The organism is Shimia sp. (genome assembly GCF_049116215.1).
Classification (GTDB): domain Bacteria; phylum Pseudomonadota; class Alphaproteobacteria; order Rhodobacterales; family Rhodobacteraceae; genus Shimia.
Genome location: NZ_JAGDZB010000005.1, coordinates 83,357 through 103,144, shown reverse-complemented (window position 1 = coordinate 103,144; position 19,788 = coordinate 83,357). Strand labels below are relative to the sequence as shown.

Below are 19,788 nucleotides of genomic sequence, written 5' to 3'. Positions count from 1 at the left end.
CATGCGCTTTGATCACAAGCATCTTTTGGGGATCGAGCCGCTCAGGCCCGAAGAGATCACCACCGTGCTGGACCTCGCGGATCAATACGTTGATCAAAACCGCCGCGCACAGAAGCACTCCGATGCGCTGACCGGCCTCACGCAGATCAACATGTTCTTTGAGAACTCCACCCGCACGCAGGCGAGTTTTGAGATCGCGGGCAAACGGCTGGGTGCCGATGTGATGAACATGGCGATGCAGGCCAGTTCGATCAAAAAAGGCGAAACGCTGATTGATACAGCGATGACACTCAATGCGATGCACCCTGATTTGCTGGTCGTGCGCCACCCGCATTCCGGCGCTGTAGACCTGCTCGCGCAGAAAGTGAATTGTGCGGTTCTGAACGCCGGTGACGGACGCCACGAGCACCCGACACAGGCGCTTTTGGACGCACTGACCATTCGCCGCGCAAAAGGCCGGTTGCACCGCTTGAACATCGCGATATGCGGCGACATTGCGCACAGCCGTGTGGCCCGCTCCAACCTGATTCTGCTGGGCAAGATGGAAAATCGCGTGCGTCTGATTGGGCCGCCCACTTTGGTGCCGGGCAACTTCGCGGAGTTTGGCGCGGAGATTTATGAGGACATGGAAGAAGGCCTCAAAGATGTGGACGTGGTGATGATGCTGCGTCTTCAGAAAGAGCGCATGGACGGCGGCTTTATTCCGTCAGAGCGTGAGTATTACCACCGCTATGGTCTGGACGCCGCCAAGCTGGCCCATGCCAAAGACGATGCGATTGTGATGCACCCCGGCCCGATGAACCGCGGCGTGGAGATCGACGGCGAGATTGCCGACGACATCAACCGCTCGGTTATTCAGGAACAGGTCGAGATGGGTGTGGCCGTGCGTATGGCCGCGATGGATCTGTTGGCCCGCAACCTGCGCGAATCCCGCGCCCAACAGGTGATGGAGGCCTAAGCCATGGAAGATCCCAAAGACCCCAAAATGAGCGGCCGTGTCGCCACCGTTGCCCTGATTGTGATGTTTGCCTTTGTTGGCTTGGTTGTCTGGATCGGGGGCTGATGCACGTGCAGGTGTCCTCTTCAGAACGTGGCTTGGTGCGGCTGTTTGCCGTCGACGTGCCGTCAGAGGAGATCGAGGCCTTTCAGAGCAGAACCTTCGATGAGGACGGCTACCAACTGTTCTGGCCTTTAAAAGAGGCGTTGGGCTTCACCTATTTGGATGAAGACTTCATCGAGTTGTTCCCGGTCAGCGATCTCGAAGAGATGGGGCTCACCGGTTACATGATCGAAGGCCTTGGCATTGCGCACAACGATGTTGCCGAAGACGCAGCCCGGCTGGCGGCGCAAAAAGGCTGGGTGTTGATTGTGCTGTCCGCCGCCTTTGACGGCGTGGCGCAGACGTTGTCACCCAAAGCGCCACTGCGTTGGATTGGAACCTACAAAGAAGACGGCGCGCCAGTACATTTTGAACCGCTGCCAGATGCCAGCGCAAAGGGTCCCGCCCCCACACAAGGCACAGTGCCGCCTGCGCCCTCGTCCAACCCGCATCTGACTTTGCTGCTGGCCATTTTGGCTTTGCCCCTCGTTGCCCTGGTTCTGGGCGGCTTTCTCTTTTGGATTTTGTGATGCCCGATCTTTTGACACCCACTGCAGAGCTTCTGGACGGCGAGACCGTATTGGAGAGCTTTCAAGGCGACCGCAGCAGCTATATCCGCACCAACACATGGATCGCCGCAGGCGCCATGGCAGCCGGCATGGGCATCCTGTGGGCCGTGGGCAATCCCTATGTGTGGACCGGCGCCGTTGGCGGCTTGGCCGCCGTTGTGGTCCGCGCAGGGTATCTGATGTCCGATGAATTGGCCGTGCGTTGGGATTTGACCAACCAGCGGCTGCTTGGCCCCGGTGGCCGCGCCATTTCGCTCACCAACATTGCCGAGCTGAACAAGCTGGGCAGCTTTGTGCAGGTGGTGACCAAAAACGGCGACAAGCACCTTATCAAATATCAGGCGGACCCACAGGCAACCATGGCCGCAATTGAGCGTGTCATGAACGGGGCCAGCACTTGACTTATCAACAACGAACGACACAAAGACGCCGCGCACCGGTTCAAGGAGATCACCAATGAGCACGCTCTTCACAAACGCCCGTTTGATTGATCCGGCCAAGAACAGCGACGCCCTTGGGTGGGTGCTGGTCGCAGATGGCGTCATCGCGGAGTTGGGCTATGAGGCCGCGCCAAAGGCAGATGAGGTTGTCGATTGCGGCGGCAAATGCCTGGCACCGGGGATTGTCGATATTGGCGTGAAGGTTTGCGAACCTGGGGAACGCCACAAAGAAAGCTACAAAACCGCAGGCGCGGCGGCGGCGGCTGGTGGGGTCACCACCATGGTCACGCGCCCGGACACGCTCCCGGCGATTGATACGCCGGAAGTGCTGGAATTTGTCGAGCGCCGCGCCAATGAAGCTGCCCCTGTGAACGTGCTGCCAATGGCGGCGTTGACCAAAGGCCGCGAAGGCCGCGAGATGACCGAGATAGGTTTCCTGCTGGATGCAGGCGCGGTGGCGTTCACCGATTGTGATCACGTGGTGAGTGACCCCAAAGTGTTTTCCCGTGCGTTGAGCTATGCCCGCTCCTGCGGCGCGTTGGTGATTGCCCACCCACAAGAGCCAGGCCTGTCCAAAGGTGCGGCGGCCACGGCGGGCAAATTTGCGGCGCTGCGTGGCTTGCCTGCAGTGTCACCAATGGCAGAGCGTATGGGGTTGGACCGCGACATGGCGCTGGTGGAGATGACCGGCGCGAAATACCACGCCGATCAGATCACGGCCGCCCGCGCCCTGCCCGCGCTGGAACGCGCCAAGAAGAACGGGCTGGATGTGACGGCGGGCACCTCGATCCACCACCTGACGCTGAACGAGTTGGACGTGGCGGATTACCGGACGTTTTTCAAAATCAAGCCGCCGCTGCGGGCGGAAGAAGACCGTTTGGCGTTGATAGACGCGGTGAAATCCGGGTTGATTGACACAATTTCCTCGATGCACACGCCGCAGGACGAAGAAAGCAAGCGTTTGCCGTTTGAGGAAGCGGCCTCTGGTGCGGTCGGGCTGGAAACCCTGCTACCTGCGGCGCTGCGGCTCTATCACAACGGCGATCTGACCCTGCCGGAGCTGTTCCGCGCCATGGCGTTAAACCCGGCCAAACGGCTGGGGCTTAACAGTGGCCGTCTGGAGGCAGGTGCGCCTGCGGATCTGGTGCTGTTTGATGCGGATGCGCCGTTTGTGCTCGACCGGTTCAAGCTCAAGTCCAAATCCAAAAACACGCCGTTTGACGGCGCCCGCCTGCAAGGTAAGGTGCTGGCAACTTACGTGGCCGGTGCGGCCGTTTACCGGAGAGATTGATGCCCGTCTTGGAAACTGCGTTGCCTGCCCTGCTGCTCTGGGCGGTTGTTGGCTATGGGCTGGGGTCGATCCCCTTTGGCATGGTCTTGTCCAAGGTCATGGGGCTGGGTAATCTGCGCGAGATTGGATCGGGCAACATTGGCGCCACCAACGTGTTGCGCACCGGCAGCAAAAAGGCGGCGGCACTGACCCTGATCTTGGATGGCGGCAAAGGCGCGGTGGCCGTGCTGATCGCGCGCATCATGGCCAGCGAAGACGCAGCGCAGGTGGCGGGGCTGATGGCCTTCCTAGGACACTGCTATCCGGTGTGGCTTAAGTTCAAAGGCGGCAAAGGGGTTGCAACCTTCTTGGGCCTGATGCTGGCGCTGGCGTGGCCGGTGGGCATTGCCTGCTGTTTGACATGGTTGGCGACGGCCGCAGTGAGCCGCATTTCGTCACTGTCAGCTTTGGTCGCCGCCGCATCGAGCGCAGTCTGGATGCTGATATTGGGCTACGGCGACGCAGTTGTTCTGGCGGTTCTGTTGGCGGTGATTGTCTTTGCCCGCCACCATGAAAATATCGCCCGTCTGCGGACTGGCACCGAGCCGAAGATCGGTGCCAAGAAGAGCTAAGTCGTGTTTCCTGTTGCCTAGGCCTCGAGTTCGGCAAACACTCGCTTGGCCACACGGAAACACTCCAGAGCCTGCGGCACGCCGCAGTATATTCCAACCACGTGGATGATCGACTGCACCTCGTCTTTGCTCACGCCATTGGTTAAAGCGCCACGCAAATGGATTTCCCATTCGGTCATTTTGCCCAGCGCCGCAATCATCGACAGGTTCATCATCGAACGGGTTTTGGCATCGATGGTGTCGTCCCCCCAACCAAAGCCCCAGCACCAAGCGGTCATCGCCTCTTGAAACGGGCGGTGAAATTCATCGGCGTTATCAAGCGTGTTCTGCACATATTCAGCCCCCAGCGTGGCTTTGCGCGCCTCTAGTCCCTTCAGGAACATGTCCTCATCCATACTCATGTCGCGTCCTCCCAAAACGAATGTTGTGAGAACCTTAGGGGCAGATTGTCCTGCTCGCGAGAGTTCTTTGCGGGTCGCCACCACGTGCCGAATTACCAATCACCAAATTTCTGAATTTCGTGAGTTTTGGCTCTTGTGTCTGAGGGATGTGGCAAATATACGGGTCCGCGGAGACGTGGCCGAGTGGTCGAAGGCGCTCCCCTGCTAAGGGAGTATACCGGAAACGGTATCGAGGGTTCGAATCCCTTCGTCTCCGCCATCACCTCATTGGCGACACAAACAAATAGCCGCAGTTGCGTGCTGGTTTGCGGCGGTTTGAACGAGTTTCTCAGCTTAAATAGACACGACACGCCAATGGTTGGCGCGATTTTCCAAGTTCCGGATCAGGCCAAAATCGATCAGCAACATCAGACCAGTAAAGCTGAGCGCGTAGGCCAAAACATAGCCGGTTTCAAACAACTGAAAGTATAGGTGGATTTGAAAGCCCACCCCGTTGCTGCGCCCTAAAAACTCGACCACCAGAACAATTTTCCAAATGATCGCCAGCCCGTTGCGCATGGCCGTTGCCACAAAAGGCCAAAGTTGCGGCCAGAGCACGTGACGTAGGTAAGTGAGCCGGCGCATCTCAAACACCCGTCCCAAATCCGCCAGTGCAGCATCGCGCGCTTGCACGCCTTCGCGGATGGTCACCGCCACCATGGCGGTTTTGTTCAGGGCGACCGCAGTGATGGCCGCCACCTCGTTCAGGCCAATCCAGAGGTAGCAGAGCACAATCACCACCAGTGCCGGGATGTTGAGCAGAACCAACAGCCAAGCTGATAGCCAGCGGTTCACGGTTTCGTTGAGCCCCATGACCAGGCCCAAAGCCGTGCCAAATCCCATTGCCAGTGCAAAGGCCGCTGCCACGCGGCCGGACGTTGCCAGCATATGTGTCTGCCACTCTCCGTTGGCGATTTCTTCAAGCAGGATCTGCCACACAGTGCCGGGCGTCGGCAAAATGCTGGGATCATTGCCAAGCCTGGCGGCCAGCGCCCACAGCCCCACCAATCCCAAAAGCGAGACTATGACAGGGAGGGCTTGCACGGGAGGCTTGTTCATACACCCACTGTGCCATAGGGAAAAAGCCGCGAGCAAAGCCATTCTGCGGCTCTGCGACCTAAGTCCAATAGGGGGCGCTTTGGTTCCTGCCTAGGCTCCGGTCATGTCTGTCTGGTCAACGGCCCTCTCTGTTTTGTCTGCGGCACTGCTTTGGTGCGCCTCTGCCCTTACACTGGCGGCAGAGCCTTTGCCGCGCGAGGCTTTAGCGCCCTACATTGTGCCGCCAATGAGCCTTGGCGAGGCGGTGAACGACAAAGGTGTTTGGCAGCTTCTGAACTCCGGCGGCGCGGAAGCCGGGTATGTGTTTGAAACCGAGCCCATGGCCCCCCTGCCCGGCTTTTCCGGCGCGGCGATCAACCTGTTGGTGGTGCTCGATCTGGATGGGCGGTTTCTGGATGTGCAGCTGCTGTCCCACAACGAGCCGATTTTTGTCTCGGGCTTGCCGGAAAAGCTGTTCTACGACTTTTTTAAGCAATATCGTGGCCATTCGATTTCGGACAGTTTGGTGGTGGGCACGCCCTATGGCAGCGGCGGGGACGGCTCGGCGCTGGTGTATCTGGACGGGGTGACCAAAGGCACCGCTTCGGTGCGTATTGCGCATGAGAGCATTCTCGCGGCGGCGCTTCAGGTTGCGCGGGAGAAAATGAGCGGCATTGCCACGGGGCCACCGGCGTCGCCTGACCCAACTTACCAAGAAGACTTGACTTGGAATGACTTGGTTTCACAAGGCATAGTGACCCGGAACACGGTGTTGAATCACGAGATGGACGCCGCCTTTGCCGGGACGCTTTGGGAAGAGGACGACCTGGAAGCGCAGGAACAACCGGATGCCCCGTATTTGGACCTGTGGGTGGTCGACATTGGTGCGCCGTCGATTGCCAAGGCGGCTCTGAGTCCGGACGCTTTTGAAGAGCTTCAGGACTTTATGGCCATCGCCACGACGGACGAGCCGGTGTTGGTGATCGAAACCGCGCGTCATGGATTGGTGACCGAAGATTTTGTGCGCAACACCGCGCCGGATTTGCTGAGTGCCGAGCAAGGTGGGTTTCCCATCGCCTTCAGGGACAGCGACATTTTCATCGAGCTGAACGACGATGTGCCGGCGGCGTTGCATGACGGCGCCGCGTTGATCCTGCGCACGGATCGGCGTTTGGGATTGGATCCTGCGAGCGAGTGGACGTTGAAAGTGAAAGCGCTGCGGGCGCATGGCTCGTTTCAGCCCGAGATCGGCTCGGTGACGCTGGACGTGACCCATAGCACGCCAGAACGGTTTTATCTGCGCCCTGAGGTGATTCAGCCCACGCCGCCTTGGGTGGACGCGCTGCGCAACCGGCAGGGTGATTTGATTGTACTTGGTGTGTTTCTCACGGGGCTGCTTTTTGTCTTAGGCGGGCGGATGAATACGCTGGCTGGGCATCAGCATTTCACCGCTCTGCGGCTGGCAACGCTGGCGTTTGTCACAGGCTTCATCGGATGGTGGGGTCAGGGGCAGCTGTCCATCGCCACACCTTTGGCCGTAGCGCGCACAGTGGCGGATGGCGGATCCTTTGCCTTCCTGCTCTATGATCCGTTTTCTCTGATGATCTGGACCGCCACATTGATCGGCTTTGTCCTCTGGGGGCGCGGGTTGTTTTGCGGCTGGTTGTGTCCGTTTGGGGCTTTGCAGGAGTTTGCGCACCACCTTGGGCGAATATTGCGGGTGCCACAAATCACGCCCAACGCCAAATGGGATGTCCGCCTCAAGTACCTAAAATATGTCGTGCTCGCCGGACTGTTTGTGCTCCTGTTTATGGCCCCTGCCGCCTTGGACAAAGCCATCGAAGTTGAGCCGTTCAAAACCGCCATCACCACGTTCTTTGTGCGCGAATGGTACTACGTGGCTTACGCCGCCGGCCTGCTGGTCTTGTCTATGGTGCTTTTCAAAGGCTTTTGCCGTTACCTCTGCCCCTTGGGCGCGTTGATGGCAATTGGTGGACTGTTGCGCGGGCGGGACTGGATTGCCCGACGCGCAGAATGTGGCTCTCCTTGCCAACTCTGCCGGGTGAAATGCAGTTACGGCGCCATCAACAAATCCGGGGCAGTGGCGTATTCCGAATGTTTCCAATGTTTAGACTGCGTGACCATTCATGACGATGCGGCACAATGCGTGCCGTTGATCCTTGCCGCCAAGAAACGTCAACAACAGATGGCCGCACAATGACAATATCCCGCCGCAGATTTCTCGCCATTGCCGCCGCTTTTGTGGGCAGCCCAGCGCTCGCAAAGCGCCACAGCTGGCAAGGGTATGCTCTGGGCGCGGAGGTGAACATCTCGCTTAAAGGGCCAGCGGAATTGGCAGGGCCATCTCTGGAGCATGCCAAAACACTGATCAAAGAGGTAGAGGCTGGGTTTAGCCTTTACGATCCGACCTCCGCTCTGTCCCAGCTCAACAGAACCAAGCAGCTAATGCCGAACCAAGAGTTTTACGCGCTGACGAAGCAGGCCGATGCGGCATATCACGTCACAGAAGGATTGTTTGACCCAACGGTGCAACCGCTTTGGCAGGCGCTGGCAGATGGCGGTGCAACAGACCAAGCGCGACAGGCCATTGGTTGGGACCGCGTTCAAATCACGCACAACCGCATATCCCTGCAGCCTGATCAGGCGCTTACGTTCAATGGCATTGCACAGGGCTTTGCCACCGATCTTGTGGCTGACCTGCTGACAGCCAATGGCTTTGACGCTGCTCTGATCAACATTGGTGAGTATCGCAGCACTGGCGGGACCTGGCGGCTCGGCCTACAGGACGCAAAACACGGTTTGATGGGGCAACACACTTTGACGCGGGGCGCGATTGCTACGTCTGACACGAGTGCTTCCCCACTGGGAGAGCGGGGCCACATCCTGCATCCAAAGGCGCGGCCATTCTGGTCTTCTGTCACGGTTGAGGCGGACACCGCAGCGTGGGCAGATGCGCTTTCCACCGCGCTGACCTTGGCACCTTTGGATCAGGTGCGGGCGATAAAAGCCGCTGCCAACTTGCGCCGCGTGACGCTTGTGAGCTTTGATGGCGAGTTGATCACCCTGTGACCCGTTACCGCTCCGGCGGTAGATGTGTCAGGCCGTAGTCGGCGTAGATCTTGGCAATCCGCCCGTCCTGCAGCGCGTAGTTGATCGCGTCATCCACCGCATAAGCCAAAGGCCGATAGCGGAAATTCACCGCCACACCTAACGTCCATTTGCTCACCGCAAAACCCGCCAATGGCGGCTGGTGCACATCAGAGCTATCAGCCAATCCATGCTCCAGCGCGTTCAACGGCCCCATGACCGCCATGACCTCCCCCTGTGCCAGGCCGGCCATCGCCTCCACGGTGGTGTCAAAGCGGCGGATGTTGGATTGCAGCTGCCCACCAACAAAGCCGGAGAGGTAGAAGTCGGAGATCGAGTCGTTCTCAACGCCGACGGTGTCATAGCGGAAGTAAGCAGGGATGGGTTTGTCGTCTGCGTCTGGATATGAGGCTTTGTCATAAGCAATCGCGATGCTCTCACTCGCGTATTGCCCAGTGAAAACCACCTGCTCGACCCGACACTTGAAGGCACTGTCATAGGGCACGCGCATCATCACGTTGGACACACGCCCACCGATCAGCGGGCCTTTCCAGATGTTGTTGCGCAGGTCGCCATCGAGGTTTTCATCCGCCGCAACAAAGTTGAACTGTGCTTCCACGCCCAGATCTTCAGCGATGATGCGGGCAATTTCCACGTCCACACCCCGTGGCTTGCCTTTCTCCTCCCAACTGTAGGGCGGGTAATCCTCATAGACCGCAAACAACATGTGACCGCGATCCTGAATGACATCCAGTTCCTGCCCGACAATGTCGCGCCCAACATTCTGGGGTTTTGCCTGTGGCACGTGATCGGCGCAGGGATCAGCGGCCTGAACGCCAACCGCCCCCACCAAGGTGAGGGCGACAGCGGTAAGAAAAGTATGTGAAAACGCCATGCCTTAGTTTGCAGCAGACAGGCCAACGGTCAAGATTTCTGCGGCCGCTGCGTAGGCTTCCGCAGATCCGTCAATGGCGCGAGCCGCGCGCAAAGCCACACTGTCAGCCACCGGTGCACCTGAGCCGGTCTCGATGCCCTCAGCGATCTCTGTCAGGCGCTGTTTGATGGCATCAGCATCAGCCCCGTCGGTCGATTGGGCATAGGCGCCAAACTGATCGCGCAGGGCTTTCAATTCGTCCGAGAAGTCATCAATGGCACCGTCGTCAGGGCGCGCCTCAACATAGGTACGGATGGCCCAGGCGGCTTCTTGCCCCAGCAACTCACCAAAAGCGGGCATCTTGGTAATACCGTTTTGCGTGTATCCGGTGCGGAAACGTTCGATGAACCATTCATCGCCATATTCCTCTGCCTCCAGGTAGCGCAGGTCGGGCGCAAGCCCGCCAGACACAACCTCCAGCCCATGGCATCGGGCGCAATTTTGGGTGTAGCCCGAGGCGCCAATCTCGATTGCGCGCAGCCAGGTCTCCTCTCCCGCCGCCTCCGCACGATACGGATTTTCGGTCAGCCACTCCTCGCCAACCTCCGGCAATCCGGCTGTATCCACAGCCTGTGGGCTCACGTCACCATGGGCATTTGCCAGTGATCCAGCGGCCAGCAAAGCGCCTGTGGTCATGACGCGGGTGAAGAAATGGGGTCTGGACATCGTGTTCCTCCCTGATGTCTCGGGTCCGTTTCATCTGGTCTACGACAGCCGCCGCCGCCCCCGGTATTGGACTTTGGTTGGACTTCGCCGCATTCACGACCAAAGTCTTATTCGTGAGACCGCGGGCGCCCGATAGGGTCACCTCATGACGTTCAAGACCACAAGATCACTCGCCCTAAGCGCGACCACGGCCCTTTGTGCCGCCACTTCCGCATGGGCCGAGATGGAGCTAAAAATCGGCTACCTCACCGTTGAACAGCCTGCACCGCCCACCCTGTCCAATCTGGATCCTGAGCCTGACGACATTGGCCTAGCCGGAGCCTTGACCGGATTGCAGGACAACCTGACCACCGGCAAGTTTCTGGGTCAAAACTACGTATTGGAAAGCGCCGTGGTGCCCGAAGATGGCGACCCATTAGAGGCAGCGCGCAGCATGCTCACCTACGCGCCTTATCTGGTGATTGATGCTGCACCGGAGGTGCTGGTCCAGATCGCAGATCTGCCAGAAGCCGAGGGCGCAATCCTGTTTAATGCGGCCGCAGGGGATTTGTCCCTACGCAGCGCGGACTGCCGCGCCAACCTGCTGCACAGCCTGCCCTCCGACGCGATGCGCACCGACGCCTTGGCGCAGTTTTTTGTCAGCAAACGCTGGGACAAACTGGTCATGGTGAGTGGTCAGCATCCGGTGGATCAGGCCTACGCAGAAGCGATGCGCCACTCCCTGACCAAATTTGGCTTGGATCTGGAGGCAGAGAAAGTCTGGGGATTTGAAGCAGACATGCGGCGCAACGCGGCGCAGGAAGTGCCGCTGTTTACGCAAGAGTTTGGGGATTACGACGCTCTGGTTGTGGCCGACGAGTTGCATGATTTTGGCCGCTATGTGCAATACAACACTTGGGAAGCCCGTCCGGTGGTGGGCTCTGAAGGGTTAAGCGCCGTGACCTGGTCACCGGTGATCGAACAATGGGGCGCGGTGCAGCTGCAATCCCGGTTTGAAGCGCAAAACAGCCGCGAAATGCTGGCACAAGACTACGCTGGCTGGGCCGCGGTGCGCACTTTGGGCGAGGCTTTGACCCGCACCAACAGCACAGATCCGGCAACGCTCAAAGCCTACATCCTATCGGATCAATTTGAATTGGCCGGCTTCAAAGGCCGCCCCCTGACCTATCGCGACTGGAACGGCCAATTGCGTCAACCCATCGCCCTGGCCCACCCCCGTGCATTGGTCGCCACCGCGCCGCTGGAAGGTTTTTTGCATCATTCCAATGAATTAGACAGTCTTGGGCTCGATCGCCCCGAAAGCAAATGTGAGGCCTTCAAATGATCCGCACCGCCGTCCTTGCCACCCTTCTTGCCACACCAGCTTTTGCCGGAGAGATTTGGGTTACCAACGAGAAAGACGACACTGTTTCGGTGATCTCCACCGAAACATTGGAAGTCATCAAAACCTATGAGACCGGCGAACGTCCGCGCGGGATCACCTTCTCTAAGGACTACTCGCGGGTCTACATCTGTGCTTCTGACAGCGATGCGGTGCAGGTGATGGACCCGGCCACCGGCAAAATCCTGCATGATCTGCCCTCCGGCGAGGACCCGGAACAGTTTGTGCTGCACCCCAATGACCGCCATCTCTATATCGCCAATGAGGATGACGCGATCACCACCGTTGTGGATACGGAAACCCGCAAAGTGATTGCGCAAATTGATGTGGGCGTGGAACCGGAAGGCATGGCGGTCTCACCGGACGGCAAGATCGCGATCACCACATCCGAGACCACCAATATGGCGCATTGGATTGATACCGAAACTCAGAAACTGTTTGCCAATACATTGGTCGACAGCCGCCCGCGCCACGCCGAATTTGTGAAAGGCGGCAGCGAGATGTGGGTGAGTTCCGAAATTGGCGGCACTGTCACCGTGTTTGACCGCGAGACCCAAGCCGAAAAAGGCAAGATATCCTTTGAAGTCCAAGGCGTTCACCCTGACCGCGTGCAGCCTGTGGGTTTTGAATTCACCGCGAGCGACACCCACGCCTTTGTGGCGCTTGGGCCGTCCAACCACGTCGCCGTGGTCAATGCCGACACCTATGAGGTGGAAGACTACATTCTGGTGGGCCGCCGTGTCTGGCACATGGCGTTTAACGAAGACCGCTCGCAGCTGTTCACCACCAACGGTGTGTCTGGCGATGTGACCGTGATCGACGTGGCCTCGCGCAAGCCCCTCAAAACCATCAAAGTGGGCCGCTTCCCTTGGGGCGCCGCCTACCGCCCAGCATCCTAAGTAAAAGAATACCAACAGGAGAGTTTTATGCCCAATTCCATTCGCCGCACCCTGGCCACTTGCGCCCTCAGCGCCCTGGTTGCAGCCACACCTTTGACCGCCTTTGCGGATGATGACGCGGGCTTTGGCGCGGCGGGTCTACTGGCCGGCAAAAACAAAGAAGATCTGCCACCGATCATCCTCTCCGCAGGCGAGCCGATCTCCGCCGCACCTTGGGAGCTGACCTCCGGCACCTACTATGAATTTGAAATTCAAGGCGACGGCAGCCAGGAGCTGGCCTTGGTTGGGCCGGAGTTCTTCCGCGCGATCTGGATTGACGAGATTGTGGTCGAAGGCTTGGAAATCCGCCCGCTTGGCCTCGACAGTGTCGAGTTTGACGAAGCCGGCGAGATGGAAATTGGCTTTGTCGCCATCAAGCCAGGCCAATATTACATCAAAATCCCCGGCACCACGGGTGAGACCCAGCGGCTGGACATCACCATTAAATGAGTGGGCTGACGGTCACCGATCTGACCTATGCCTACGGTTCGAAACAGGCTTTGAGCGGCGTGAGTTTCCACGTCGCTCAAGGCCGTTTTTGCGCCCTGCTTGGCCCCAATGGCGCCGGCAAGTCGACGCTGTTCAATCTCCTGACGCGATTGTTTACCCCGCAAAGCGGAGAGATCGAGATTGCCGGGCACGATCTCTCACAGTCGCCGCGCGCCGCGCTTGGACATCTGGGCATTGTGTTTCAACAAACCACATTGGACCTTGATCTGTCGGTGCAGCAGAACCTCACTTATTTTGCAGCACTACATGGCTTGTCGGGACGCACAGCGCGGCACCGGATCGACGCAGCCCTCGACCGTCTCGACATGCGGGAACGGGCCGGTGAGAAAGCTCGCACGTTGAACGGGGGGCATCGGCGTCGGGCAGAGATTGCGCGGGCCTTGATCCATGATCCGGAGGTTTTGCTGCTCGATGAACCAACCGTGGGGCTGGATGCCGCCACGCGTCAGGCGATCACGGCCTATGCGCACCAGCTGGCCGAGGACGGCAAAACCGTGCTCTGGGCCACCCATCTAACCGATGAGGTTGCTGCAAAGGATGACCTCGTGATCCTGCACAAATCCCGCGTGCTTGCCACAGGGGACGCCGCCGCAATCGCCGGGGGCCAAACTCTGAAAGATCGATTTCTCTCGCTCACCGGAGCCGCAGCATGAGCCCCTATCTCGCATCCTTGCGCGCCATTGTGCTGCGGGAAGCCTTGCGCTTTGTACATCAACGGGAACGCTTTGTCGCCGCGCTCGTGCGCCCCTTGGTCTGGCTGCTGGTGTTTGCTGCCGGGTTTCGCGCCGCGCTCGGCCTGTCGATCATCCCGCCGTATCAAACCTACATCACCTATGAGACCTATATCGTGCCCGGCTTGTGTGGCATGATCCTTCTGTTCAACGGTATGCAATCCTCTCTGTCGCTGGTGTATGACCGCGAGATGGGCTCGATGAAACTGCTGCTCACCTCGCCATTGCCGCGCGGCTGGCTGCTGTTTTGCAAGATAGTGGGCTCCACCGGTATCTCGATTTTGCAAGTCTATGTTTTCCTTGCCATTGCCGCCGGGTTTGACATCACCATGCCACCAATGGGTTACATCGCGGTGCTCCCTGCCCTGTTGGTTGCGGGCATCATGCTGGGCGCGCTGGGGCTTCTACTGTCCAGCTTTGTCAAACAGTTGGAGAACTTCGCAGGGGTGATGAACTTTGTGATCTTTCCCATGTTCTTCCTGTCTTCTGCGCTCTATCCGCTTTGGAAAATGGCGGAGAGTTCCAAACTATTACACGACATCTGCGCCCTCAACCCGTTCACCCATGCAGTCGAATTGATCCGCTTTGCGCTATACGGGCAAGTCAACCTGGCCGCCTTGGCCTGGACCGTTGCATCAGCGGCTGTGTTCACGGCATTGGCGCTTTGGGGATACGCCCCGGCGCGCTCGGGAATAAGTCGCAAACGTTGACATGTCTTACGACCATAGCGCCCATGATCTGAGCGAAAGCCTCTGATAGAATGCAACCATGAGACACCTTGTAGCGATTATGATTGTATCCGCCGCACCGGCTTTTGCTGAGACTGCTCCAGAGCTGGGCGCGTTGAACCCTGATGAAATGAGTTTGAAATCCTTTGTCGAGCGGGCCGAGCGCGGTGAAAGCGGCATGGTGTTGTGTTCAATGGGCTACGGGCTGACCAAAGAAGGGCAACACGACGCCGCGCGCACCCTGTTTCAAACCTGTGCCGAAGACGGCTACACCGGTGCAATGACCTGGATGGGGCAACTCGACAACAATGGTCTTGGAGGAGAGTACAACCCCGATGCCGCCGCTGAATGGGACCGCCGCGCGGCCGAGCTTGGCGATACGGTAGGCAAGTTCAACTATGGCATTGCCCTGATGCGCGGTCACGGGGTGTCTCAGGATGATACCTTGGGGCGACAATTGATTGACGAAGCTGCGCAAGACGGGTTGAAGATTGCCCGCCGGTTGCAAGGTGCCGGTTATGACCTGGAAGAAATCACCCCGGATGCGGATAACTGGAAATACGCGCCGGCGTTCTGAACATCCTCGACAATACGTGCTGGGCTACCGCCCAAGGTGACAATGCGGCTGCCCAAGGCGCGGGCCTCGTCCATCGAGTGGGTCACCAATACGGTGGTGACTTCATGGGCAACGCGCAGCCGCGCAAACAGCGTCATCATGTCCTCAACCAGTGCCGGATCAAGCGACACAAACGGCTCGTCCATCAGCAACAAGTTTGGCCGCACTGCCAAAGCGCGTGCAAGCGAAAGGCGCCGCTGTTGGCCCAGTGAGAGCTGGCCCGGAAAATCGTCACCCCGCCCGCCCAGACCCACTTCCGCCAGAAGGGTCTCCACCTCCCCTGGCTCCAGATCGGCAACAATACACAAGTTGTCGCGCACGGTCCGCCAGGGCAGCAGGGTTGGCTCTTGAAACACCATGGAGACTTTGCCGTGGATGGAGCATCGACCGTGAAACCCCACCTCCAAGCCAGCAATGATCCGCAGCAATGTGCTTTTGCCCACACCGGACGGGCCAACCAAAACAAGCGTCTCCCCCTGCTTCAGTGTCAGCGACATCTCCGCAAGGATTGGAGTTTCGCCGCGACCAAACCGCTCCACGTATAGGTCCAAAACAGCTTTCCCGCCCGGTGGTGTGTCGGGCGGGCTTGTGAGATTTGCAGCGTTTTCGGTCACTTAACTGCCACTACTCAGGAAAGTGCCATCCGGCAAGGCTTCTGCTTTGCCCATCAGGTCCTCGCCGCCAAGGTCCACCATAAGCTCCAACATGCGTGAAGCTGCGGCTTCATCCACTGGCCCCGGAGCTGGAATGCCCGCGCGGAAGCCCGCTTTGAGCGCCTCAAACTGTGCATCCGTCTTGGCTTTCATCTTGTCGCGCAAACGGTCCCATTCTGCATCATCCGCTGCCAAAAGTTCCTTGGCAGAGCGGCTCGCCGCCGCCAGACCATTCACCAGATCCGGATTTTCGCGCACAAGGTCGCCTTTCACCACATAGCCAAGAAGCGGCGTGTTTGGGTCCAGCCCAAGCGCGGAGGCCGCTTGCGACACATCCACCAGTTTGCGCATCCCGGACGCTTCCATTTTGGCCAGGAAGTGCCAGAAATTGATCGCCGCGCCCACCTCGCCGGACAGAGCCGACTTGAAGATCAAAGGGGGCGCGCCAAACACCTGTTCGGTCTCAGCTTCCAGGTCCAGACCATAGGTCTTGGCTGCATAAGCCTGCAGAATCAGCCAGCTTTTGTCCAAGGGGCCACCGGCAATGCCAATCTTCTGCCCTTTGAGATCGGCCAGACTTTGTACGTTGCTGCCCTTGCCAACCATGACCCCGCCAACCGCTTTGGAATACGGAATAAACACGTAATCTTTCCCGGCAGCGCGCTGACGTGCCACCCACAGCCAGTCGGAGACAATCACATCCGCTTCGCCACCTTGAAAAGCCACTTTGGCAGCCGAACCACCAGCCACGCCCTGCACCTCCAGATCAAACCCGTTGGCCGCGTCAAATTTATGGTGCTTGATGGTGTTCAGCTCCCAGTTCACGGTACCAAATTTCAAAACCGACGCCTTCAAAACCGGTGTTTCAGCCCAGGCAGTGGTGGTGAGCACCACAGCCGCAAGCGCGCCGCCCAGCGTTTTCATAAATGTCATGGTCGCCTCCTCTTTGGGCAACAAACCTACCAGCCGGACGGATTGTCGAAATACGACCAAAGGCCAGTGCGCAGAAGATTTGCAGCTTAATTGGCGGGGGAATCACGCAATCCAAAGTTGAAAATCATCACCCGACACGAGTCGTTCTCCGACCAAAGTCGCAAGGTTTCTGTCAAGCCTGCTTGGGTCGTACGACCATTGTGCAATACCTCAGCACTCCCATTGAGCGAATACTTGCGGCGGGTGGAATGTGTCCCTGCGAAAAACGCTCCCCAATGGACCGGCGCCCAAAGGACAGTTTTGGGAGGATACTCAATGATGAACAAATTTATGTTGGCGGTGACCGCCAGTCTGGTGGCGACCACTGCTCTGGCAGACGGGCACGGCACCGGTGTGACCGAAGAGATGCTGGCAAATGACGCGGCTTCGACCGGCGACGTATTGACCAACGGCATGGGGCGGCATCTGCAACGTTACTCCCCGCTGGACACGCTCAACCGCGACAACATCAAAAACCTGGTGCCAGCCTGGGCCTTCTCCCTTGGTGGCGAGAAACAGCGCGGGCAGGAAACCCAGCCGATCGTGCATGACGGTGTGATGTACATCACCGGCTCTTACTCGCGTATGTACGCGATTGATGTGAAGACCGGCGAAGAGCTCTGGCAGTATGACGCGCGCCTACCCGAGGGCATTCTGCCGTGCTGTGACGTGGTGAACCGTGGCGCGGCGATCTATGGCGACAACATCTATTTTGGCACGCTGGACGCGCGGATTGTGGCGCTCAATGCCAAGACCGGTGACACCGTCTGGAACAAGAAAATCGCCAACTACAAAGCGGGCTACAGCTACACGGCGGCACCATTGATTGTGAATGGCCTTGTGGTGACCGGCAACTCCGGCGGTGAATTTGGCATCATCGGTGAAGTGCAGGCACGCGACGCAGAGACCGGCGAGTTGGTTTGGACCCGTCCGGTGATCGAAGGCCACATGGGCACGCTGAACGGCGAAGAAAGCACCATGACCGGCACGCTCAACGCCACCTGGCCGGGTGACATGTGGAAGACCGGCGGCGGCGCCACCTGGCTTGGCGGGTCTTATGACATCGACACCGACACGCTGGTGTTTGGTGCAGGCAACCCGGCCCCATGGAACAGCTGGCTGCGTGACGCGGGTGAGCCCAAGGACGACAACTCCGGCGACAACCTCTATGCGGCGTCCCGGATTGGCATTGATCCAGCCAATGGCGAAATCAAATGGCACTTCCAGACCACCCCGCGCGAAGGTTGGGACTATGACGGCGTCAACGAAGTGGTGGCCTATACTGACCGCGCAGGCAACAAGCGCTTTGCCACCGCCGACCGAAATGGCTTCTTCTACGTACTGGACCGCGAAGATGGCGCCTTTGTTTCCGCAACTCCTTTTGTGAAAGACATCAGCTGGGCGGACGGCATCGATGACACCGGCCGTCCGATCTTCAACGAAGCCAACCGTCCGGGCAATCCGGCGGGCGCGGCAGATGGTAAGAAGGGCGAGATTGTCTTTGCCTCACCATCTTTCTTGGGTGGCAAAAACTGGATGCCAATGGCCTACTCCCAACGCACCGGCAACTTTTATGTACCTTCCAACGAATGGGGCATGGACATCTGGAACGAGCCGATCACCTACAAGAAAGGCGCCGCCTATCTGGGTGCGGGCTTTACCATCAAGCCGAATTACGAAGACCACATCGGCAGCCTGAAAGCGATCGATCCGGACACCGGTGACATCAAGTGGGAATTCAAAAACGATGCCCCTCTATGGGGCGGCGTTATGACCACGGCAGGCGGCCTTGTGTTCACCGGCACGCCAGAAGGCAAGTTCATCGCCTTTGATGACGAGACCGGCGAGGAGCTGTGGTCCTTCCAGACGGGCTCCGGCATTGTCGGCCAGCCGATCACCTGGGAGCAGGATGGCGAGCAATATGTGACCATCATTTCCGGCTGGGGTGGCGCGGTGCCGCTCTGGGGTGGTGAAGTGGCCAAGAAGGTGAACTACCTCAACCAAGGTGGCACCCTTTGGACCTTCCGCCTGCCAGAACAGTTGGCCTCCAACAACTGATCCGGCCCCAATGACTTAAATACGCCCCTGCATTAGCGGGGGCGTTTTTCATTGCACTGCCCAGAAACGGCAACTGCGCAGGCTTGAGGTGTTTTCGAGCGGCATCTTGCGCCTCCTTGGGCTGGACAACGCGCCCCTTCCCGAGCATGTTTTGACCAAACAGTTCAAAAGGGAAGAATTCACCGTGTTTCACAAAGTTATTGCCGCCACCGCGCTCACCGCGCTGACCACCTCCGCCGCCTTTGCCGCTGGCCATTGTGCCGATGGAAAAACCCTGACCGAAGGCACGTTGACCGTCGCCACCGGCAACCCGGCCTACTACCCGTGGGTGATGGACGACGCGCCAGAAAGCGGCAAAGGTTTTGAAGCGGCGGTGGCCTACGCCGTGGCTGAGGAAATGGGCTTTGGCGCGAACAAGGTGACCTGGGTGCGCTCTTCCTTTGATCAAGCGATCCAGCCGGGCCCAAAAGACTTTGACTTCAACTTGCAGCAGTTCTCCATCACCGAAGAGCGTGAAAAGATGGTCGACTTCTCCTCCGCCTACTATGCCGCGCCAATGGCGATCCTGGCGTCTGCTGACGCCAAAGACACCGCCGCCACCGTCGACGCGCTCAAAGATCTGAAATGGGGCGCAATGGGCGGCACCACTGCTGTGCCGGTGTTGATGGACACCATTGGGCCAAACGACATGCCGCTGCTCTACGGTGACAACGCCGACGTGACCGCCGCCATGCAGGCTGGCCAGATCGACGCCGCACTGTTTGACCTGCCCACCGCGCTCTATCTGAGCGCCGTTGTGGTCGAGGGCTCTTCCGTGATTGGGCAATTCCCAGCGGATCGCACCGAAAACCCCGACCGCTTTGGCCTGTTGCTGGAAGAAGGCAACGCCTTGAAAACCTGTGTCGATGAGGCTATCGCAAGCTTGACCGAGAGCGGAAAGCTGGCAGCGATTGAAGCAGAATGGCTTCAGGAAACCACCGGTGTTCCGCTGATCAAATAAGCTGA

The 19,788-nt window shown here is 58.8% G+C and carries 21 protein-coding genes and 1 tRNA gene; 16 read left to right on the top strand and 6 right to left on the bottom strand.

Translation table 11 applies throughout. The features are described from left to right. The first annotated feature begins 1 nt into the window (after nt 1). The 5 genes from JXR15_RS15225 (at nt 2) to plsY (ending at nt 4,010) form a co-directional block, all read left to right on the top strand. Nucleotides 2–958, top strand: a complete 957-nt coding sequence (locus JXR15_RS15225; RefSeq protein ID WP_283427098.1) for an aspartate carbamoyltransferase catalytic subunit — start codon at nt 2–4, stop codon at nt 956–958. A 104-nt stretch (nt 959–1,062) separates the two neighbouring features. Next, nucleotides 1,063–1,629, top strand: a complete 567-nt coding sequence (locus JXR15_RS15220) for a hypothetical protein (protein WP_422054060.1) — start codon at nt 1,063–1,065, stop codon at nt 1,627–1,629. Further along, nucleotides 1,629–2,069 carry a hypothetical protein gene (locus JXR15_RS15215; protein ID WP_422054059.1) on the top strand — a complete coding sequence of 147 codons (441 nt, stop codon included), beginning with the start codon at nt 1,629–1,631 and terminating at the stop codon, nt 2,067–2,069. Before JXR15_RS15220 ends, JXR15_RS15215 begins: the two co-directional genes overlap by 1 nt. A 55-nt stretch (nt 2,070–2,124) precedes the next feature. Beyond that, nucleotides 2,125–3,399 carry a dihydroorotase gene (gene pyrC, locus JXR15_RS15210; RefSeq protein WP_422054058.1) on the top strand — a complete coding sequence of 425 codons (1,275 nt, stop codon included), beginning with the start codon at nt 2,125–2,127 and terminating at the stop codon, nt 3,397–3,399. After that, nucleotides 3,399–4,010 (top strand): glycerol-3-phosphate 1-O-acyltransferase PlsY, encoded by a 612-nt coding sequence (plsY, locus tag JXR15_RS15205; RefSeq protein WP_422054057.1) that lies wholly within the window; start codon nt 3,399–3,401, stop codon nt 4,008–4,010. Before pyrC ends, plsY begins: the two co-directional genes overlap by 1 nt. A gap of 17 nt (nt 4,011–4,027) precedes the next feature. On the opposite strand, the gene JXR15_RS15200 is transcribed toward plsY, so the two are convergent. After that, the gene (locus JXR15_RS15200; RefSeq protein ID WP_422054056.1) at nt 4,028–4,411 is read right to left on the bottom strand and encodes a carboxymuconolactone decarboxylase family protein; all 384 of its coding nucleotides are present in this window, start codon (nt 4,409–4,411) and stop codon (nt 4,028–4,030) included. Between the two features lie 169 nt (nt 4,412–4,580). Between JXR15_RS15200 and JXR15_RS15195 the strand changes: the two genes are divergently transcribed. Then, a tRNA-Ser gene (locus JXR15_RS15195) sits at nt 4,581–4,670 on the top strand. Between the two features lie 74 nt (nt 4,671–4,744). On the opposite strand, the gene JXR15_RS15190 is transcribed toward JXR15_RS15195, so the two are convergent. Then, nucleotides 4,745–5,509 (bottom strand): ABC transporter permease, encoded by a 765-nt coding sequence (locus JXR15_RS15190; RefSeq protein WP_422054055.1) that lies wholly within the window; start codon nt 5,507–5,509, stop codon nt 4,745–4,747. Nucleotides 5,510–5,612: 103 nt separating this feature from the next. Here JXR15_RS15190 and JXR15_RS15185 point away from each other — a divergent pair, with 103 nt between their 5' ends. Then, complete coding sequence (locus JXR15_RS15185; RefSeq protein WP_422054054.1) at nt 5,613–7,709, top strand: 4Fe-4S binding protein; 2,097 nt, start codon at nt 5,613–5,615, stop codon at nt 7,707–7,709. Further along, nucleotides 7,706–8,578, top strand: a complete 873-nt coding sequence (locus JXR15_RS15180; RefSeq protein WP_422054053.1) for an FAD:protein FMN transferase — start codon at nt 7,706–7,708, stop codon at nt 8,576–8,578. Before JXR15_RS15185 ends, JXR15_RS15180 begins: the two co-directional genes overlap by 4 nt. Nucleotides 8,579–8,582: 4 nt before the next feature. On the opposite strand, the gene JXR15_RS15175 is transcribed toward JXR15_RS15180, so the two are convergent. Together JXR15_RS15175 and pedF are read right to left on the bottom strand one after the other, a co-directional pair. After that, nucleotides 8,583–9,491: a transporter substrate-binding domain-containing protein gene (locus JXR15_RS15175; protein ID WP_422054052.1), complete on the bottom strand. Its 909-nt coding sequence runs from the start codon at nt 9,489–9,491 to the stop codon at nt 8,583–8,585. 3 nt (nt 9,492–9,494) lie between these two features. Continuing rightward, nucleotides 9,495–10,196: a cytochrome c-550 PedF gene (gene pedF / locus JXR15_RS15170; protein WP_422054051.1), complete on the bottom strand. Its 702-nt coding sequence runs from the start codon at nt 10,194–10,196 to the stop codon at nt 9,495–9,497. 145 nt (nt 10,197–10,341) lie between these two features. Here pedF and JXR15_RS15165 point away from each other — a divergent pair, with 145 nt between their 5' ends. The 6 genes from JXR15_RS15165 to JXR15_RS15140 are packed head-to-tail and all read left to right on the top strand — an operon-like array spanning nt 10,342 to nt 15,061. Beyond that, complete coding sequence (locus tag JXR15_RS15165) at nt 10,342–11,520, top strand: ABC transporter substrate-binding protein (RefSeq protein ID WP_422054050.1); 1,179 nt, start codon at nt 10,342–10,344, stop codon at nt 11,518–11,520. Beyond that, nucleotides 11,517–12,476, top strand: coding sequence for a YVTN family beta-propeller repeat protein (locus tag JXR15_RS15160; RefSeq protein ID WP_422054049.1), 960 nt, complete (start codon nt 11,517–11,519; stop codon nt 12,474–12,476). The genes JXR15_RS15165 and JXR15_RS15160 overlap by 4 nt, the downstream gene beginning before the upstream one ends. A 27-nt stretch (nt 12,477–12,503) precedes the next feature. Continuing rightward, nucleotides 12,504–12,965 carry a hypothetical protein gene (locus JXR15_RS15155; RefSeq protein WP_422054048.1) on the top strand — a complete coding sequence of 154 codons (462 nt, stop codon included), beginning with the start codon at nt 12,504–12,506 and terminating at the stop codon, nt 12,963–12,965. After that, nucleotides 12,962–13,678, top strand: coding sequence for an ABC transporter ATP-binding protein (locus tag JXR15_RS15150; RefSeq protein ID WP_422054047.1), 717 nt, complete (start codon nt 12,962–12,964; stop codon nt 13,676–13,678). Before JXR15_RS15155 ends, JXR15_RS15150 begins: the two co-directional genes overlap by 4 nt. Next, nucleotides 13,675–14,466 carry an ABC transporter permease gene (locus JXR15_RS15145; RefSeq protein ID WP_422054046.1) on the top strand — a complete coding sequence of 264 codons (792 nt, stop codon included), beginning with the start codon at nt 13,675–13,677 and terminating at the stop codon, nt 14,464–14,466. Before JXR15_RS15150 ends, JXR15_RS15145 begins: the two co-directional genes overlap by 4 nt. A gap of 58 nt (nt 14,467–14,524) precedes the next feature. Continuing rightward, nucleotides 14,525–15,061: a tetratricopeptide repeat protein gene (locus JXR15_RS15140; RefSeq protein ID WP_422054045.1), complete on the top strand. Its 537-nt coding sequence runs from the start codon at nt 14,525–14,527 to the stop codon at nt 15,059–15,061. Here the strand turns inward: JXR15_RS15140 and JXR15_RS15135 are convergent. Next, the gene (locus tag JXR15_RS15135) at nt 15,001–15,651 is read right to left on the bottom strand and encodes an ABC transporter ATP-binding protein (protein ID WP_422054044.1); all 651 of its coding nucleotides are present in this window, start codon (nt 15,649–15,651) and stop codon (nt 15,001–15,003) included. The genes JXR15_RS15140 and JXR15_RS15135 overlap by 61 nt on opposite strands. A 63-nt stretch (nt 15,652–15,714) precedes the next feature. After that, nucleotides 15,715–16,686 carry an ABC transporter substrate-binding protein gene (locus tag JXR15_RS15130; RefSeq protein WP_422054043.1) on the bottom strand — a complete coding sequence of 324 codons (972 nt, stop codon included), beginning with the start codon at nt 16,684–16,686 and terminating at the stop codon, nt 15,715–15,717. Between the two features lie 318 nt (nt 16,687–17,004). Here JXR15_RS15130 and JXR15_RS15125 point away from each other — a divergent pair, with 318 nt between their 5' ends. Next, nucleotides 17,005–18,783 (top strand): PQQ-dependent methanol/ethanol family dehydrogenase, encoded by a 1,779-nt coding sequence (locus JXR15_RS15125; RefSeq protein WP_422054288.1) that lies wholly within the window; start codon nt 17,005–17,007, stop codon nt 18,781–18,783. A 184-nt stretch (nt 18,784–18,967) separates the two neighbouring features. Then, on the top strand, nt 18,968–19,783 hold the full coding sequence (locus tag JXR15_RS15120; protein ID WP_422054042.1) for an ABC transporter substrate-binding protein: 816 nt from the start codon (nt 18,968–18,970) through the stop codon (nt 19,781–19,783). Nucleotides 19,784–19,788 lie beyond the last annotated feature (5 nt).

Bases quoted from the DNA above. Each gene is read 5' to 3' on its own strand.
- JXR15_RS15225 (WP_283427098.1), top strand. From the start codon at position 2: ATGCGCTTTGATCACAAGCATCTTTTGGGGATCGAGCCGCTCAGGCCC.
- JXR15_RS15220 (WP_422054060.1), top strand. From the start codon at position 1,063: ATGCACGTGCAGGTGTCCTCTTCAGAACGTGGCTTGGTGCGGCTGTTT.
- JXR15_RS15215 (WP_422054059.1), top strand. From the start codon at position 1,629: ATGCCCGATCTTTTGACACCCACTGCAGAGCTTCTGGACGGCGAGACC.
- pyrC (WP_422054058.1), top strand. From the start codon at position 2,125: ATGAGCACGCTCTTCACAAACGCCCGTTTGATTGATCCGGCCAAGAAC.
- plsY (WP_422054057.1), top strand. From the start codon at position 3,399: ATGCCCGTCTTGGAAACTGCGTTGCCTGCCCTGCTGCTCTGGGCGGTT.
- JXR15_RS15200 (WP_422054056.1), bottom strand. From the start codon at position 4,411: ATGAGTATGGATGAGGACATGTTCCTGAAGGGACTAGAGGCGCGCAAA.
- JXR15_RS15190 (WP_422054055.1), bottom strand. From the start codon at position 5,509: ATGAACAAGCCTCCCGTGCAAGCCCTCCCTGTCATAGTCTCGCTTTTG.
- JXR15_RS15185 (WP_422054054.1), top strand. From the start codon at position 5,613: ATGTCTGTCTGGTCAACGGCCCTCTCTGTTTTGTCTGCGGCACTGCTT.
- JXR15_RS15180 (WP_422054053.1), top strand. From the start codon at position 7,706: ATGACAATATCCCGCCGCAGATTTCTCGCCATTGCCGCCGCTTTTGTG.
- JXR15_RS15175 (WP_422054052.1), bottom strand. From the start codon at position 9,491: ATGGCGTTTTCACATACTTTTCTTACCGCTGTCGCCCTCACCTTGGTG.
- pedF (WP_422054051.1), bottom strand. From the start codon at position 10,196: ATGTCCAGACCCCATTTCTTCACCCGCGTCATGACCACAGGCGCTTTG.
- JXR15_RS15165 (WP_422054050.1), top strand. From the start codon at position 10,342: ATGACGTTCAAGACCACAAGATCACTCGCCCTAAGCGCGACCACGGCC.
- JXR15_RS15160 (WP_422054049.1), top strand. From the start codon at position 11,517: ATGATCCGCACCGCCGTCCTTGCCACCCTTCTTGCCACACCAGCTTTT.
- JXR15_RS15155 (WP_422054048.1), top strand. From the start codon at position 12,504: ATGCCCAATTCCATTCGCCGCACCCTGGCCACTTGCGCCCTCAGCGCC.
- JXR15_RS15150 (WP_422054047.1), top strand. From the start codon at position 12,962: ATGAGTGGGCTGACGGTCACCGATCTGACCTATGCCTACGGTTCGAAA.
- JXR15_RS15145 (WP_422054046.1), top strand. From the start codon at position 13,675: ATGAGCCCCTATCTCGCATCCTTGCGCGCCATTGTGCTGCGGGAAGCC.
- JXR15_RS15140 (WP_422054045.1), top strand. From the start codon at position 14,525: ATGAGACACCTTGTAGCGATTATGATTGTATCCGCCGCACCGGCTTTT.
- JXR15_RS15130 (WP_422054043.1), bottom strand. From the start codon at position 16,686: ATGACATTTATGAAAACGCTGGGCGGCGCGCTTGCGGCTGTGGTGCTC.
- JXR15_RS15125 (WP_422054288.1), top strand. From the start codon at position 17,005: ATGAACAAATTTATGTTGGCGGTGACCGCCAGTCTGGTGGCGACCACT.